This is a genomic window from Helicobacter sp. (assembly GCF_017502485.1).
Taxonomy (GTDB): Bacteria; Campylobacterota; Campylobacteria; order Campylobacterales; family Helicobacteraceae; genus Helicobacter_B.
Genome location: NZ_JAFVUX010000011.1, coordinates 1 through 14,482 on the forward strand (window position 1 = coordinate 1; position 14,482 = coordinate 14,482).

Consider the following 14,482-nt stretch of genomic DNA (forward strand, 5'->3'; position numbering starts at 1 on the left):
AACCTTATCCTACACGCCCAAGGAGAAAGCCCCCTAACAAGCTGGAATCCCTACGACCCACACAGCGTGGCAGGATTCTTTGATAGTGAGTATATGTTTGGACTTCAAGGATTTGATATAGTGATTGGTAATCCGCCGTATGGTGCTACCTACCCAGCCGAGCATAAGCTAATATTTAAGAAGCACTACAAATCCGCCCGCACAATCAATGAGAGAGAAGCCAAGCGACTCTACCCAAAAGAGTGGCAAGACAAGCTCCAAGTAGGCTCGCTTAATACTTACAGCCTTTTCATAGAGCAGAGCTACAATCTCTGCGCCACACAAGGCATAGTGAGCCTAATCGTGCCTATGAGTGTAACTGCTAGCGAGTCTATGCAAGGCTTACATAAACTCCTGCTCAATAACTGCGAGAGCATATGGGTGAGTAGTTATGGCTACCGCCCTAATCAAATCTTCCTAAACGCCGCCACAAATGTATCTATTATCTCTTTTATCAAATCCCACACCAAAGCACGCCACCTTTACACCACGCAAATCAACAAACGCTACAAACACCAAAGCATAGAATCTATCTTGCAAAATCTAGCTTTCACAGACTCACTGCCCTATATCAAAAGTGGCAGACTCCCTAAAATAAGCTACCAAATAGAAGTAGATATTTTGCGCAAAATGTATAGCCCAGATTCTACTATCGCAAGTGTAATAAGCGAAGCTAAGAGTGCTAAGGCGATTTATTATCGCAGTAGTGGTGGGCTTTACTATAAGCTAATTACATCTTTTGCTACACATTCTAGTAAAGAAGTAGCTTTATTTATAAAGCCCAAATATTCCAAAGCAGTGGGGGCTTTTATGAGTAGCACACTCTTTTATTGGTGGTGGCTTATCAATTCAAATTGGCTTGATAATCGTGGCTATGAAATCTTAGATTTTCCACTACCTTTGGCAAATCTAAGCGATGAGACCTTACACAAGCTAGAATCTATCTATGCAGAATATGAAGCCGACTTAAAGGCAAATGCCAAGCCTTATCGCTCACTTGGAGAGCTAGCCTACTACGCACGCAAATCAAAGCATATCATTGATAAAATCGATAGATTGATATGCCCTTTATATGGACTAAGCGATGATGAGACAGAGTTTATCATCAACTACGACCTACAATTCCGCACCGATGATTAGAGCAGATGCTACTATGGATTGCCACAACTTGCCTTGCAAGTCTCGCAATGACAAAAACTTAGATTCTAGCGACAATGCCATTCTTCCGTCATTGCGAGGCGAAGCCGAAGCAATCCAACCCCAATCGTCATTGCGAAGCCCTTTAGGGCTGAAGCAATCTATAAAGACAAAGCACAAAAAGTAGATTCTAGCCGATCGCCTTTAGCCCAATGCTTGTGATGATGATTACGCACACGCATAGCAGCTTTAAAAATGAGCGATCTTCTTTGTAAAACACCACCCCGACAATCACGCCCCCAGCCGCACCTATGCCTGTCCATATCGCGTACGCCACGCCCATAGAGATCTCTTGCATAGCGACAGATAGACAAGTAAAACTAAGCGCAAAACATCCAATAATCGCTAACAAGTAGAGCTTCTCCCCATCAACAAAGCGCTTCATCACAATCACGCCAAAGATCTCCATAAGCCCAGCAGCAAGCAGCATTATCCAGTGTATCATCAAGCCCCCTTGTCGCTTGTGACAAACTTTAGTCCAATAACCGCACACATCAGCACTACGATGAGCGTGATTTTTAGCCAAGAAGCTGGTATGCCAAAGACCACGATCTCCGCTAGCACAATCCCAGCCGCACCTATGCCCACAAACACACTATATGCCACGCTAATTTCAATCACCCTAATTGCAAGTAGCATACACACAAAAGAAATGCAAATGCCAAGACCTGTTAAAGCCTGCAAACCTAGCGTGTCTGCATATTTGAGCCCACTTACCCAAAATATCTCACAAATACCACCAATGATGATAAGAAGCCACGCGAGATTTTTGCTCATGCTCTGCCTTTGAGTAGTTTAAAGCTGTGCATTGTAGCATATAGAGTATAATGCTTACTCGCGCGGTTACCTAGGCAACACTTAAGGCTTATCATAAATACTTTAGGAGAAATTATGCTCTCACATCTTCTGCGACCACTCATCTTGCTACTAGCAATTCTTTGTGCCATTGGTGCTAGTGAGAATCTAGCGCGCAAAGCCCCTGCCCAAAAGCTAGCTGATAAACCCAAAGACAAGGCACTTGCCATAACTATGCAAGGGCAGACGCTCTGCTATATGCCATCACATAATAGTATCACTCTAGAGCCTTGCACAACATCCACCCCTCTAGCGCGCTATGATGTCTTCGCGCGTGTAGCGTGGTTCATCAACAATGCGTGGCTATGTATGAGCGTGGCAGATAATGAAGTGGATATTGTGCTAGAGCCCTGTGTGCTTAATGATACTAAACAGAGATTTATGCTAAGGGATAATGTATTCTACACACAGGATAAATCCCTACAAGTATCCACAAAAGGCAAGACTTTAACCCTAGCCACAAAAGGCACGATCCCACACGCGCTAGATTCTAGTATGCAGGAGTGGGCAAGCACCCTTGCTACACCTGCTGGGCTTAATAGCTCCACCTTTATAGGCTGGAGCTTTGTTACTCCTAGTGGGTTTGATATGTATTATCTAGCAAATACTGCTTCTATCAAAGATAGCCCAAGAGATTTCATCTACAACCCAGAAACCAAGCAGCTAGCTCTATTTGACACACACACCCTAAAGCCCACTTGTCTAACTTCTACACAAACAAGCAAGCAAGAGTGGAACTGGGTAACATACAAAGAATGTGTCGAAGGGCAAAAACCTCAGCAGTGGGAGATATTTCTCTTTGGGGAGAATAATCAAGCAATGCTAAAAGACTATCTTGGCAACTTTTTGCGCGTAACCAAATACGGACCTAATTGGGGAGTGCCCTACACTGCTACAAGTGCCTACATCGCTAAAGATACCTACAATACACCTACTTCTTTTTTCCATTTTGATAATGCTATGCAAGATTGGCAGAGATTTGTAGAAGCAAACATTAGCAAAGAGCTACCAAGCTGTCCAGCCCCCGGCAGCAGTGCGCGCCCTAGTCTTAAAGCCCAGCCACTACCTAGCCACTTTGCTCTAAATGACGCGTGGAAAAGGCGATTATGGCAGATCGCTACTAGCACGGATGGCGTGCCACTACGCGCAGGAGACTGCGGAGTGTGCCTGCTACATAGCTATCAAATAGTTGCAGAGCTTATCACCTACACTCAAGCACCACTAGAATCTGGGGGCTATTTCTTTGACACACAAGCAGGGGCAAATCCTTTCCCATCCTTTCGCACGCGCTACCCATTGCTAGCAAGCCAGCTAGAATCCTACACAACGGCAAATGCCCCCAGCACACTATCTTGGGCAGATGCTGTAACATATGCAACACAAGTGTATCGATCTATCGCTCTAAGTATGTTCCCGGGGTATTTTTGGGTAATGCAAGAATATGCAAGAAGTCAAGCTGAAATGCTAGATATTCTACACGGGTTTTTTAATGCGCCCGCTGGGAGTGTGTGGATCATTAATGTATATATGCGCGATGCGCAAGGTAGAGCAAACGGACATGCGATCCCTGTGGTGAGACTAGAGCAAGGGGTGCTATTTATCCCCACAAATATTATAGGAGGGATTAGCTATGAAGCTTTTAGTAGGCTACTCTCAAACAATCTTATGGCTACAACTTTGCAAGAAGCAATCAACGCTCTAACTGCACAAGGCATTGCCAATATCTATATGTTTGTAGCACTGCGCCTAAGAGAGCCTTATGGGAATCCTTTAAACACAGAGGTTTCAAGCAATAATTGTAGTGGTGATGGAGATGGGCGTAGAGGAAGTGGGCTACTCCCCCTCTCTCAAGCAATCAACCAATGTGCAAGTGGCAGATGCCTAATCCAATGAGACCAGCCCCAGAGCCAATCGCACACACACACTAGTCAGGCTATGCTTTTAGATTCAAAAAAATCTAGTCTTTAAATAGTGCGCTACCAATGCGCACTATAGTTGCCCCCTGCCCAATGGCGTGCATAAAATCCCCGCTCATACCCATAGATAAAATCTTCACATCACTATATGAGGCACAAAGCGTGTCATATAGGGCTTTTGTCCTAGCAAAGCTCTCTACTACCACACCTATATCTTGCGTATGTGCGCCTATGGTCATTAGCCCTTGTAAGCGCAAATGTGAAGTATGCGCACAGATATGCGCAAAGGCGTCGCAAGTAGATTCTAGGGAGAATCCGTGCTTACTAGGCTCACTTGCAGCATTTACTTGCAAAAGAGCTGGCTGGATTCTACCTTGGGCTTTGCACTTTTCATCAAGACTTAGAGCAAGCTCTATGGAGTCGATAGAGTGGATTAGCGCGGGGCTTAAAGCTAGGAGTTGGTTGATTTTGTTACGCTGGAGCGTACCGATGAAATGCCACTCAATAGGCTTTAGATCTACTTGATTTGGTGCTAGATTCTCCATTATGGCAAGCTCGCCTGCCTTTTGGCGTAAATCTTGCACCCTATTTTCACCAAAAACACACTGCCCAGCCCAGTAGAGCGCGCGGATAGATTCTAGGTCTTGATACTTGCTTGCTGCCACAAGGGTAACCTTATGTCCTGTAACACCCGCTTTAGCTTGGTATTGCTCTGTGGCGACTTTGATTTGCTGTGTAATAAAAGAGAGGTTGCTAGCTATACGCGCTTGTCTATTTCTTTCTTGTATATTTTGTGCGTGTTTATCCATTGTAGGATGTGCCGCCAAAATATGCAAGCGCAGACCCCCAAGTAAAGCCCCCGCCAAAGGCATCAAGCAGCATAAGATCGCCCCTTTTAAGTCGCTTGGTTTTATAAGCTTCATCAATAGCCATAGGAATACTAGCAGCAGAAGTGTTACCATACTTTTGCACGGTTACAATCACTTGCTCATCGCGCAAGCCAAGCTGCTCACCTACCGCAGAGATGATGCGCAAGTTTGCCTGATGAGGGATAAATAGATCAATAGCAGTGGGGGAAATATGATTGCGCTCTAAAATATGGATTACATCGGCAGTGAGCGTGCGCACCGCGTGCTTGAAGACTTCGCTACCTTTCATTTGCAGCTTGCCTCCACTGCCATCGCTAGATTTTTGAGGGGTCATTAGCAAATCGCTATGCGCGCCATTTGCACCGATATGGACATCAAGTATAGACTCTGATCTATCTTGTGTGCGTGAGATGATCGCCGCTCCAGCCCCATCGCCAAAGAGCACGCAAGTGCCTCTATCGCTAAAATCTAGGACATTGCTAACCTTTTCTGCCCCTACGATAAGAATAGTGCTATATGCGCCTGATTCTATAAAGCTCTTTGCCACGGAGAGCAAATAGACAAACCCCGTGCAAGCAGCCGTTATATCAAAAGCTGGGACATCAGCGATACCAAGTTTAGCACTAATCAAGCAAGCATTGCTAGGCATAGCCATAAAATCTGGACTAAGAGTCGCGCAAATCACTAAATCTATGTCTTTTGTGCTAAGTCCAGCACGCTCAATAGCTAAAGCTGCTGCTTTTGCACCTAAATCACTGCTACCTTCATCATCTTGCGCAAAGTAGCGAGACTTAATCCCTGTGCGCTTAGTGATCCACTCATCGCTTGTATCAAGTGTGCTTTCAAACTCTGCATTTGGGACGCAACGCTTGGGCACAAATGACGCGATAGAGCGCATAGCAGCATAATACATACTCACCCCTTTGTGCTAGAAAAAGCTTGAGCGATACGCTCGCACACCTTAGCTTCACAGGCTCGAAGTGCTTGATATACGGCGTTTTCTATGGCGCGAGCATTGGACTTGCCGTGGCTAATGATTACTACTTGTTTAACGCCGAGCAACGGCGCGCCACCGTATTCGGCATAATCGACCTTTTTCTTAAGGCTGGCAAACGCACCCTTAAGTAGCAGTCCACCTAGCATACGCAAGGGACACGACTTGATCTCTTGTTTTAAAATCTGGCTAATAGAGCTTGAGACCCCTTCACTTGCTTTTAAGACAAGATTCCCGCTAAAGCCATCACACACAATAACATCGACACTACCATTGAAAATATCATTGCCCTCTACATTACCCTTGAAAAATGGATAGCCCTTTAGCAGAGCAAAGGCGGCTTTCGTCAGCTCATTGCCTTTAGATTCTTCCTCGCCATTTGCCAACAGCCCTACACGGATAGAGTCTTTCTCATAGCCCATCACACTACGCGCGTATTCATAGCCCATTATCGCAAACTCTACTAAGTATTCTGGTTTGCAGTCGGTGTTTGCTCCAGCATCTAGGATCACACTAGGCTTATCTGTGATAGTTGGCATAAGCGTGCAAATAGCAGGGCGAGAGACTCCATCAATCCTGCCAAGTCGCAAAGTCGCTAGACTCATAGTCGAGCCGCTATGCCCGGGCGACACAAGCGCATCCGCCTTGCCCTCTCGCACAAGATCTGTAGCGATATAGATTGATGAATCCTTACGTTTTAAGGCATCCGTGGCACTCTCTTCCATACGGATATAATCGCTACAATGCACCACTTCCACGCGCTCATTTTCCCCATACGCGACCCCACTTTGTGCAAGCACCGAGACAATCTCTTTCTCATCACCTACAAGCAACACCTTGCACTCGCGCGCTTTAGCTGCCACGATAGCACCTTGCACAATGGGCATAACTCCGTGATCAGCACCCATCACATCAACAGCTATCTTCCACATATCCACTCCTTAGCCTTCGCGCTCACTCGCTTCACGAGTTATTTGTATGAGCCACTAAATTTGTTGATATGGTGTGGGAGCTTCCAGCTACCATCTTTGTCTTTGATAGGTTTTACTAGTGCTACTTTGTAGTGAGTCCTACGCTTTGCCGCTCTTGTTTTACTTACTCGTCTTTTTGGGACTGCCATACTAATCTCCTTTACTATGATAATCAAGTCTAATAGATTCTATCTCGCTTTGTAAGATAGAATCTAAGTCGATAAAGCCATCAAAGCACTCGATCACATCAAATACCTCAAAGCGTTGGCTTTGTGTATCCCAGAGTCCATCTGCAATATACAAAACCAACTCTTCATCAATGTTTTGCAAGAATTCTTCCCCACTCCTATCACATATAAGCGCAATCTCTCCTGCTAGATTTGCATTGATACAAAATAGCCCACGATCTTTGGCAAAAATCTCACCCTTAAAGCACAATCCTTGAGAGTGTAACTCAAACGCCTTTGGTGCTGAAGAGATCTTCCTAGCTTGTATGCGCATAGCAAGCAATGCCGCTAGATTCTAGCAAATCTCTTTAGTAGCGAAAAAGAAAGCAATTTCATTGCGCGCATTTTCTGAGCTATCGCTTCCATGCACAGCATTTGCATCAATGCTTTGTGCAAAGTCTGCGCGGATTGTGCCGGGCTTGGCTTCCTTGGGGTTTGTAGCGCCCATTAAATCGCGATTTTTAGCTATGGCATTATCTCCTTCTAGCACCATCACAACTACCGGACCACTTACCATAAACTCGACAAGATCGTTGAAAAACGGTCTGTCTTTGTGAATCGCGTAGAACACTTCTGCATCACATCTAGAGAGCTGGAGCTTTTTCATCGCAGCAATTCTTAGCCCATTACTCTCAAAGCGATCAATGATCTTGCCGATCACTCCCTTCTGCACGGCATCTGGCTTGATGATAGAAAGAGTCCTTTCTGCCATAGAGTCTCCTTTGTGATTAAGTTTTGGCTAAAGTAAATTTGTGATTATAAGCCCCTAATGCTTAAATAACAATTACGCTAGGCATACAAGTTCTTGCGCACTCTTATAACTACTCTGCTAGATTGACAATGTTACAAAAAGTATCAAATGCTTGCTTGCAAACAACACTTTACATCGGATTTTAAGCTATTTTTTTGATTGCATTGAATCGCATTTTAATTCAACCTAACAAGAGCAGTAATATGGGTTTTATCCATTGACCTTTCTGGTGCAATTCTTCTCGCTTCAAGGAGCATAATAGAATCTTAGGCTTTGCGCGCTAGATTCTAGCGTATATTTGGATATACTCCCTAAACACACGCATTGCTTATAAGGCATAAGTATTTACACCAGACAAAAGCTGATATCTCGCTGCATGACTAGCACTACAAATGCTAGTCGTTAGCTTTGCGCTATAATGCCCATCTCTGCAAAGCCTAGATTACAGATGACCTTGACACTAAGGAGTGCTTGATGATCATTATCCCTGCTAGACTTGATTCTACGAGATTTCCGCGCAAGATTTTGGCAGATATTTTTGGGCTGCCTATGGTAATAGCAAGCGCGAAAAACGCCGCCAAAGTCGATGAAGTGTGCGTAGCGTGCGATGATACAAGCGTACTAGAACTATGTCAGAGTCATAAAATCCGCGCCCTGCTCACCAGCAAAGATCATCAAAGTGGTACAGATCGCTGCTATGAAGCAGCCAAGAAGTTAGGACTTGCTAGCAGTGAAATCATCATCAATGTCCAAGCTGATGAGCCGTTTTTAGAGCCAGAGGTTTTGCAAGCATTGCACAACACAATGCAGCAAGGCGCGTTTATGGCAAGCTGCGCGAAGCATATCACCCAGACCCAAGCACTTGATCCAAACGCGGTTAAAGTAGTAGTGGATTCTAGTATGAATGCGCTATATTTCTCGCGCTCCATTATTCCCTATGATCGCGATGCTACCAAGCTAGAATCTAGCGCGCAGTATTTGGGGCATTTGGGCGTGTATGGGTATAGTATGGAGAGTCTTAAGGAGTTTTGCGCCCTACCACAATCCAAAGAACACTCCCCCCTAGAGCACACAGAGAAGCTGGAGCAGCTACGCGCGCTCTATTATGGCAAGCGCATTACTATGGTGCTTGTTAGCACACAAAGCATAGGGATCGATACGCCAGAGGACTTAGCAAGGGCATTGCAGTACTTTGGAGAATCTAGCTAGATTCTAGGAACACTATTTGCTGGTGAAGCTTGTGTAAACCGAGGCTTTAGAAACATTAAGGACATAATTATGAGACTCTACCACAACACCACCAAAGCCTTTAGCATCATAAGTATAGTGGGACTACTTAGCATAGCTAGCACCTTTAGCGCGTGCTACAAGCCAGCAATCCCCACCCAAGATCCAAATGCTTTAGGCGTGAAAATTTATCGAGGAAAATCTTCGCTTAAAGATTGCACCTATCTCAGAGAATCTTCAGGTATTGTCAATACAAAGGGTTATGGCATTAAGCTGCTTGCTGCCATAGCAGGCGCAGAAAATGACTTGCGCAACAAAGCTGCACGCTTTGGTGGGAATGCCGTACTTGTACTACATACTGAGTCGCGCTACCTAGGGGGGGATTATCAGTTCAGAATGGGACTAGCAAACGATGCCATTTCTAACAAAATCGATGAATATATCATTTATGGCGAAGTGTATCACTGCAAGTTTTAACATAGGCGCGTAGGCAAGCGTTAGATTTTTATGGCATTATTGCGCATTCAAAGCGAGATTTCGACAAGGAGATATGATGAAAGCAAGCAAGATAAGTGCCCTATTGTATGCTTGTACGCTAGGACTTAGCGCGCTTAACGCCTATGATGCAAGCGTAGCCAAAAAACTCCTAGAGTCTAAAACCAAGCGCACACTGGAGATAGTGAGCTTTAGCCCGCTAGATTCTAGCAATTTATTTCTGCTCGTTATCCAAGATAAGCTAAATGGTTATAAAACACTCTTTATAAGCGATGAGAAGCAGCAGAATCTAGTCGTAGCAAGCGCGTTTTTTAGCAGTGATGATACAGTAAGCAAACGCGTCTCCCAAGAGTTAAAAGCCATAAGCACGCATAATTTCAATACCCAAAACTCCGCCAAGCTAAACGCGCTCTTTGCCTCTATCCCTAAAGACTATGCCATAACCATAACCGGTGCTACTCCTAAAAAGTTCTACATCGTATCAGATCCTATGTGTAGCCACTGTCAAGAGGAACTAGCACACATAGAAGAAAAGCTACAAACCCACACCATTGTAATGATCCCTGTAGGACTACTTGGGCAAGACTCTCTATACAAAGCAGCAGATATTGCGCGCCAAATTCGCAGCACCAAAACCCCAAAAGAGCAGATCCAAATCCTGCGCAAAATCTATGCGCGCACCTATGCACCCACCACCGCAAATGATGAAATATATAGCAAAGTCATACGCGTAACTAATAGCATTAGAGATTCTAAGCTCATAGAGGGTGTGCCATTTATCTATGAAGCACTAGACTAGTAACTAGAATCTAAAAGGAGCAATGATGAAAAAGCCTAAACATAGCACCATCTCATCACGCCACTTGCCATATAGGAAGATCGCGGATTTTGCGATGGTAGGTAGCAGTAGCGCGCTTGTGCTAGTCGCCCTACTAGGCTGTGATAATCCTAGAGATCGAGATGACTTTGTCAATAATTCTAGCAGTCAAGGTAGCCAAAGCCCACAACAAGCTATCAAGCAAGGGGCATTTGTCATCGTAGAAGAGCAGCTAGACGGGAGCTACAAGGTCCTAGAAGAATACCCAAGTGCCACTACGCGAGTAGTCGTGCGTGATAAGTCTGGGACAGAGCGGATTTTGAGTGATGAGGAAGTAAATGAAATCATCCAAAAAGAAGCCACGCGTGTAGAGAATGGTACAAGTGAGTTACTAGCTCCAGCTGGTAGCGGTGGGGGTGAGAGTGGTGGTGGCTTAGGACTAGGAGGTGCAATCCTAGCAAGTGCGGCAGGCGCGTTGCTAGGAAGTTACATTGGCAACAAGCTCTTTAATAACCCAAACTACCAGCAAAACAAACAACGCACCTACAAATCCCCCCAAGCCTATGAGCGTAGCGCAAATAACTTCAAGCAAGGTAGCGCAAATACTCCACGAGCGGGCACAACACCAAACAATGCAAAAAGTGGATTTTACCAAAACAACGCCGCTAAAGGCGCACCAAGCCCACGCCCTGCGCAAGGTGGCTTTAGTAGCTAGCCTAAACCCAAAGCTACTAAAGCACAACACTTGCATCATAAGTCCAAGCCCACGCACACACTGCGATTACAAAACCTTAAGGAGACTAGATCTATGCTGCAATGCTTTGTCATAAACCTTGCCCATTCCCTTGATCGCAGAGCAAGTATGGAGGCAAATATCGCCACGCTTTTTGCCAAAGAGCCGCATTTGCAAGAAAAGCTTGCCTTTCATTTTTTCCAAGCTATAACGCCTAAAGACATTAGAGAAAGTGGCTTTATCAAGCGGTATTGCCCATTTTGGGCTGGGGTGTATAAGGCTAGAGCAGTGCGAGAGACAGAGCTAGCGTGTTTTGCTTCTCACTATGCCTTGTGGCAAAAGTGCGTAGAATTAGGGCAAGGGATCATCGTGCTAGAAGATGATGTGAGCTTTTGCACTGGTTTTGGGGAGGGCGCGCAGGCAATCGCGCAAAGTCCCTATGAGTATGTGCGCCTAGCGTGGCGAACTTGGCATACGATGTATCTTGTAGCAGAGCATTTCGCCCTAGCTCCCAAGCTTATGCTAGGCACATCAGGCTACTATATCTCTCCAAGCGGTGCGGCAAAGCTCATAAAAGGTGCGGAGAAAATCTTTGTCGCGGTGGATTATTATATGAGCTTTTCTTACTTGCATAATGTCGCTGAAATGCTCTACCTTCCACATATCACAGAAATCAACGAGCTAGATGAGTTCTCCACCATAGGCAAGCCAGAGCACCAGCCAAAGGATAGGAGCTTCTATTACCGCTTCGTGCTACTGCGCGAGCTACATAGATTCTACCGCGATATGCGTATGAGACTTTTTAGCCAAAAGTTCTTGCGCGCGTGCAAGTAGCCTAGCCAAAGGGTAGTAGCAGTGCGGGAAGTAAATGGTGCATTGATCCACACAAGTAGCGTGATTGATAGCAATGTAGCAATAGGCGCAGGGAGTAAAATCTGGCATTTTTGCCATATTTTGCAAGGTAGCGTGATAGGGCGTGATTGTGTCATCGGGCAGAATTGTTGCATAGGTATGCGCGTATCTATCGGTAATGGCTGCAAAATCCAAAACAATGTAAGTATTTATGAGGGTGTAGAAGTGCGCGATGAAGTATTCATAGGACCAAGCGTGGTATTTACTAATGTCCTAACCCCACGCGCTTTCATCAATCGCAAAAGCGAGTTTCTCCCTACAATCTTGCACAAAGGTTGCTCTATTGGCGCAAATGCCACAATACTTTGCGGTATAGAAATAGGCGAGTTTGCACTCATTGGCGCAGGGAGTGTGGTGCTAGAATCTGTGCCAAACTTCGCACTTATGGTGGGTAATCCTGCTAGGCTCATTGGCTTTGTGGATAAGTCTGGGGCTAGGCTTAGGTTTGATAGCAGAGGGAGAGCTAGAAGTGAGTATGATGGGGGCTACTATATGCTAGAAAATGGTGTCGTGCGTGAGATCTAAAAAAAGGGATTTAGCTTTGCGTGATAAATCTTTGATCGCTTCACCGCACTTTCTCGATAGACGCTCAAGTCTTATCTCCTTGCGTGGCTCGCAAAGCAAAAGATACCGCTCGGCATTAGCCGATGTTTCTCTAGGAGTCCTAGAATCCCATAGCGGCTTTGATAAAACAGCCAAGATTGACAAACAGCTGACATCAAAAAACAGCCTTACCTTAAAATCCACAAACAGCCCCACTAGTAACTCCGCAACTCCTAGAATCCTTGAAGAAGAAAGTCAAGCGTTATTTTCCGCGAAGCAATCCTACTCTACGCAAGCAAAATCCATCAACCAATCGCGTGCTTTACCAAAAGCACGCAGTCTTGAAAGCGTGCAGGGGGATTGGGGGGTGAAAGGGGGGATAAGGAGTAGAGCCTGCCAAGCAGCCCCCTTATCCCCCCTTGAAAAGAACTCATCTAAAGTATCACTAGAATCTAGTGTGGATTGCCACGCAGTGCAAGCACCGCTTACAATGACAGAAAAACACGCTAAAAGCTCAAAAATGGATTCTAGGAAAAACGTCCAAAGTGTAAAAACGCCAGCAAAGGATTCTAGGATTTGCGATGAGAAAACAAGGCAAAGTTGCAATTCCTTTAATAATGCCCAATCCACTAGTCCAAAGCCGATGCCCTACACCATAGCTGTTATCGGTCTTGGCTATGTTGGACTGCCCCTAGCCCTAACCTTTGGCACAAAATACCCCACCATAGGATTTGACATAAACCCCACGCGAGTAAAAGAGCTACAAGAAAAGCTAGATTCTAGTGGCGAGTGTGGGCTACAAGACTTCCTGCAAGCCCCTTTAGTGCGCTTTAGTAGCAACCCAAACGATATAGCGCAAGCAACCATCTATCTAATCGCCGTGCCAACGCCTATTGCCAAAGACAAGCTCCCAGATCTCTCCTGCTTGCAAAGTGCGTGTGAGCTTGTGGGCTCTATGCTACAAGTGGGGGATATTGTCGTGTTTGAATCCACCACCTACCCCACTTGCACGCGCACTTTCTGTGCCCCCCTACTAGAATCTATCAGCAAGCTCCAACTAAATCGCGACTTCTTTGTGGGCTACTCACCAGAGCGCATAAATCCAGCTGACAAAATACACCGCCTAAGCCAAGTGGTAAAAATCACTTCAGGCTCTAATAAAGAGTCTGCTGCCACAATCGATAAACTTTATGCAAGCGTGATCCCTGCTGGCACGCATTGTGTCTCTAGCATAGAGATAGCTGAAGCGAGCAAAGCCCTAGAAAACGCGCAGCGCGATATCAATATTGCCTTTATGAATGAGGCATATATGCTCTTTGACACGCTTGAGCTTGATATGGCAGAGATTTTGCAAGCAGCGCGCACGAAGTGGAACTTCCTGCCATTTTACCCCGGGCTTGTGGGGGGGCATTGTATTAGTGTCGATCCCTACTATCTCTCCTATATTGCCGAGCTTAAGGGTTTTAGTCCAAAGCTTCTCACAAAAGCGCGCATAGTCAATGAAGCAATGCCCCACTTCATCGCTAGAAAGTTTGCCAAGCAGCTAGAATCTGCTGGGATTAGCCTGCAAGGAGCCAGGGTGCTTGTGGTAGGCTTTGCATTTAAAAAGGATTGCAGAGATATGCGCAACACCAAAGTCCCGCATTTATGCTATGAGCTAGAATCTTTAGGCTTACAAGTAGAAGTGCTTGACTCGCTTATCGATAGAGATAGGGCAAAGCTAGAGTATGGCATTTGCGTGCTAGAATCTAAGCAGCTTATAGCAGCTAGCGGTGATAACAGCTATGATGGCGTGCTGTGTAATGTCCTGCACACTTGCGATGCGCGCATCGATCTTACAAGTCTCTGCAAGCCCCGCTATGCACTTATGTTTGTAAGCCCTTGACAAGGTGCGTGTTTTTCCATAAAATTCGCGTTTTACTTCCAGATGCTAAGA

At 45.4% G+C, this 14,482-nt stretch carries 18 protein-coding genes; 10 read left to right on the forward strand and 8 right to left on the reverse strand.

Going from position 1 to position 14,482, the window contains the following annotated elements; all coding sequences use genetic code 11:
- Together IKB69_RS02220 and IKB69_RS02225 are read left to right on the forward strand one after the other, a co-directional pair.
- Nucleotides 1-1,179 (forward strand): Eco57I restriction-modification methylase domain-containing protein (locus IKB69_RS02220; protein WP_290945668.1); only part of this gene is annotated, 1,179 nt, incomplete at its 5' end.
- A complete protein-coding gene (locus IKB69_RS02225) occupies nt 1,124-1,363 on the forward strand; it encodes a hypothetical protein (protein ID WP_290945670.1) in 240 nt (79 codons plus the stop codon). The genes IKB69_RS02220 and IKB69_RS02225, both read left to right, overlap by 56 nt.
- A 3-nt stretch (nt 1,364-1,366) precedes the next feature.
- Here IKB69_RS02225 and IKB69_RS02230 read toward each other — a convergent pair whose 3' ends face one another.
- Nucleotides 1,367-1,681, reverse strand: a complete 315-nt coding sequence (locus IKB69_RS02230) for a multidrug efflux SMR transporter (RefSeq protein ID WP_290945672.1) — start codon at nt 1,679-1,681, stop codon at nt 1,367-1,369.
- Nucleotides 1,681-2,013, reverse strand: a complete 333-nt coding sequence (locus IKB69_RS02235; protein WP_290945674.1) for an SMR family transporter — start codon at nt 2,011-2,013, stop codon at nt 1,681-1,683. Before IKB69_RS02235 ends, IKB69_RS02230 begins: the two co-directional genes overlap by 1 nt.
- Nucleotides 2,014-2,127: 114 nt before the next feature.
- Here IKB69_RS02235 and IKB69_RS02240 point away from each other — a divergent pair, with 114 nt between their 5' ends.
- Complete coding sequence (locus tag IKB69_RS02240) at nt 2,128-3,984, forward strand: DUF1561 family protein (RefSeq protein ID WP_290945676.1); 1,857 nt, start codon at nt 2,128-2,130, stop codon at nt 3,982-3,984.
- A gap of 64 nt (nt 3,985-4,048) precedes the next feature.
- Here the strand turns inward: IKB69_RS02240 and IKB69_RS02245 are convergent, their stop codons facing one another.
- Genes IKB69_RS02245 through ndk form a run of 6 tightly spaced genes read right to left on the reverse strand, consistent with a single transcriptional unit; the run spans nt 4,049 to nt 7,780 of the window.
- Nucleotides 4,049-4,816, reverse strand: coding sequence for a YggS family pyridoxal phosphate-dependent enzyme (locus tag IKB69_RS02245; RefSeq protein ID WP_290945678.1), 768 nt, complete (start codon nt 4,814-4,816; stop codon nt 4,049-4,051).
- Nucleotides 4,809-5,789 carry a beta-ketoacyl-ACP synthase III gene (locus IKB69_RS02250; RefSeq protein WP_290945680.1) on the reverse strand — a complete coding sequence of 327 codons (981 nt, stop codon included), beginning with the start codon at nt 5,787-5,789 and terminating at the stop codon, nt 4,809-4,811. The genes IKB69_RS02245 and IKB69_RS02250 overlap by 8 nt, the downstream gene beginning before the upstream one ends.
- Nucleotides 5,790-5,791: 2 nt before the next feature.
- Nucleotides 5,792-6,802 carry a phosphate acyltransferase PlsX gene (plsX, locus tag IKB69_RS02255; protein WP_290945682.1) on the reverse strand — a complete coding sequence of 337 codons (1,011 nt, stop codon included), beginning with the start codon at nt 6,800-6,802 and terminating at the stop codon, nt 5,792-5,794.
- A 38-nt stretch (nt 6,803-6,840) separates the two neighbouring features.
- Nucleotides 6,841-6,990 (reverse strand): 50S ribosomal protein L32, encoded by a 150-nt coding sequence (gene rpmF / locus IKB69_RS02260; protein WP_290945684.1) that lies wholly within the window; start codon nt 6,988-6,990, stop codon nt 6,841-6,843.
- Between the two features lies 1 nt (nt 6,991).
- Nucleotides 6,992-7,342 (reverse strand): hypothetical protein, encoded by a 351-nt coding sequence (locus tag IKB69_RS02265; RefSeq protein ID WP_290945686.1) that lies wholly within the window; start codon nt 7,340-7,342, stop codon nt 6,992-6,994.
- A gap of 21 nt (nt 7,343-7,363) precedes the next feature.
- Nucleotides 7,364-7,780 (reverse strand): nucleoside-diphosphate kinase, encoded by a 417-nt coding sequence (gene ndk / locus IKB69_RS02270; protein ID WP_290945688.1) that lies wholly within the window; start codon nt 7,778-7,780, stop codon nt 7,364-7,366.
- 513 nt (nt 7,781-8,293) lie between these two features.
- Here ndk and kdsB point away from each other — a divergent pair.
- From kdsB to IKB69_RS02305, 7 genes are all read left to right on the forward strand, one after another.
- Entirely contained in the window at nt 8,294-9,028 is a 735-nt protein-coding gene (kdsB, locus tag IKB69_RS02275) for a 3-deoxy-manno-octulosonate cytidylyltransferase (RefSeq protein WP_290945691.1), read from the forward strand.
- A 69-nt stretch (nt 9,029-9,097) separates the two neighbouring features.
- A complete protein-coding gene (locus IKB69_RS02280) occupies nt 9,098-9,523 on the forward strand; it encodes a DUF4156 domain-containing protein (protein WP_290945693.1) in 426 nt (141 codons plus the stop codon).
- A 73-nt stretch (nt 9,524-9,596) separates the two neighbouring features.
- Entirely contained in the window at nt 9,597-10,340 is a 744-nt protein-coding gene (locus IKB69_RS02285) for a hypothetical protein (RefSeq protein WP_290945695.1), read from the forward strand.
- Nucleotides 10,341-10,365: 25 nt separating this feature from the next.
- Nucleotides 10,366-11,073 carry a UPF0323 family lipoprotein gene (locus IKB69_RS02290; protein ID WP_290945854.1) on the forward strand — a complete coding sequence of 236 codons (708 nt, stop codon included), beginning with the start codon at nt 10,366-10,368 and terminating at the stop codon, nt 11,071-11,073.
- Nucleotides 11,074-11,166: 93 nt separating this feature from the next.
- Nucleotides 11,167-11,925: a glycosyltransferase family 25 protein gene (locus tag IKB69_RS02295; RefSeq protein WP_290945697.1), complete on the forward strand. Its 759-nt coding sequence runs from the start codon at nt 11,167-11,169 to the stop codon at nt 11,923-11,925.
- Between the two features lie 21 nt (nt 11,926-11,946).
- The gene (locus IKB69_RS02300) at nt 11,947-12,528 is read left to right on the forward strand and encodes an acyltransferase (protein WP_290945699.1); all 582 of its coding nucleotides are present in this window, start codon (nt 11,947-11,949) and stop codon (nt 12,526-12,528) included.
- A gap of 16 nt (nt 12,529-12,544) precedes the next feature.
- Entirely contained in the window at nt 12,545-14,431 is a 1,887-nt protein-coding gene (locus IKB69_RS02305; protein ID WP_290945701.1) for a nucleotide sugar dehydrogenase, read from the forward strand.
- Nucleotides 14,432-14,482 lie beyond the last annotated feature (51 nt).

Bases quoted from the DNA above. Each gene is read 5' to 3' on its own strand.
- IKB69_RS02225 (WP_290945670.1), top strand. From the start codon at position 1,124: ATGATGAGACAGAGTTTATCATCAACTACGACCTACAATTCCGCACCG.
- IKB69_RS02230 (WP_290945672.1), bottom strand. From the start codon at position 1,681: ATGATACACTGGATAATGCTGCTTGCTGCTGGGCTTATGGAGATCTTT.
- IKB69_RS02235 (WP_290945674.1), bottom strand. From the start codon at position 2,013: ATGAGCAAAAATCTCGCGTGGCTTCTTATCATCATTGGTGGTATTTGT.
- IKB69_RS02240 (WP_290945676.1), top strand. From the start codon at position 2,128: ATGCTCTCACATCTTCTGCGACCACTCATCTTGCTACTAGCAATTCTT.
- IKB69_RS02245 (WP_290945678.1), bottom strand. From the start codon at position 4,816: ATGGATAAACACGCACAAAATATACAAGAAAGAAATAGACAAGCGCGT.
- IKB69_RS02250 (WP_290945680.1), bottom strand. From the start codon at position 5,789: ATGTATTATGCTGCTATGCGCTCTATCGCGTCATTTGTGCCCAAGCGT.
- plsX (WP_290945682.1), bottom strand. From the start codon at position 6,802: ATGTGGAAGATAGCTGTTGATGTGATGGGTGCTGATCACGGAGTTATG.
- rpmF (WP_290945684.1), bottom strand. From the start codon at position 6,990: ATGGCAGTCCCAAAAAGACGAGTAAGTAAAACAAGAGCGGCAAAGCGT.
- IKB69_RS02265 (WP_290945686.1), bottom strand. From the start codon at position 7,342: ATGCGCATACAAGCTAGGAAGATCTCTTCAGCACCAAAGGCGTTTGAG.
- ndk (WP_290945688.1), bottom strand. From the start codon at position 7,780: ATGGCAGAAAGGACTCTTTCTATCATCAAGCCAGATGCCGTGCAGAAG.
- kdsB (WP_290945691.1), top strand. From the start codon at position 8,294: ATGATCATTATCCCTGCTAGACTTGATTCTACGAGATTTCCGCGCAAG.
- IKB69_RS02280 (WP_290945693.1), top strand. From the start codon at position 9,098: ATGAGACTCTACCACAACACCACCAAAGCCTTTAGCATCATAAGTATA.
- IKB69_RS02285 (WP_290945695.1), top strand. From the start codon at position 9,597: ATGATGAAAGCAAGCAAGATAAGTGCCCTATTGTATGCTTGTACGCTA.
- IKB69_RS02290 (WP_290945854.1), top strand. From the start codon at position 10,366: ATGAAAAAGCCTAAACATAGCACCATCTCATCACGCCACTTGCCATAT.
- IKB69_RS02295 (WP_290945697.1), top strand. From the start codon at position 11,167: ATGCTGCAATGCTTTGTCATAAACCTTGCCCATTCCCTTGATCGCAGA.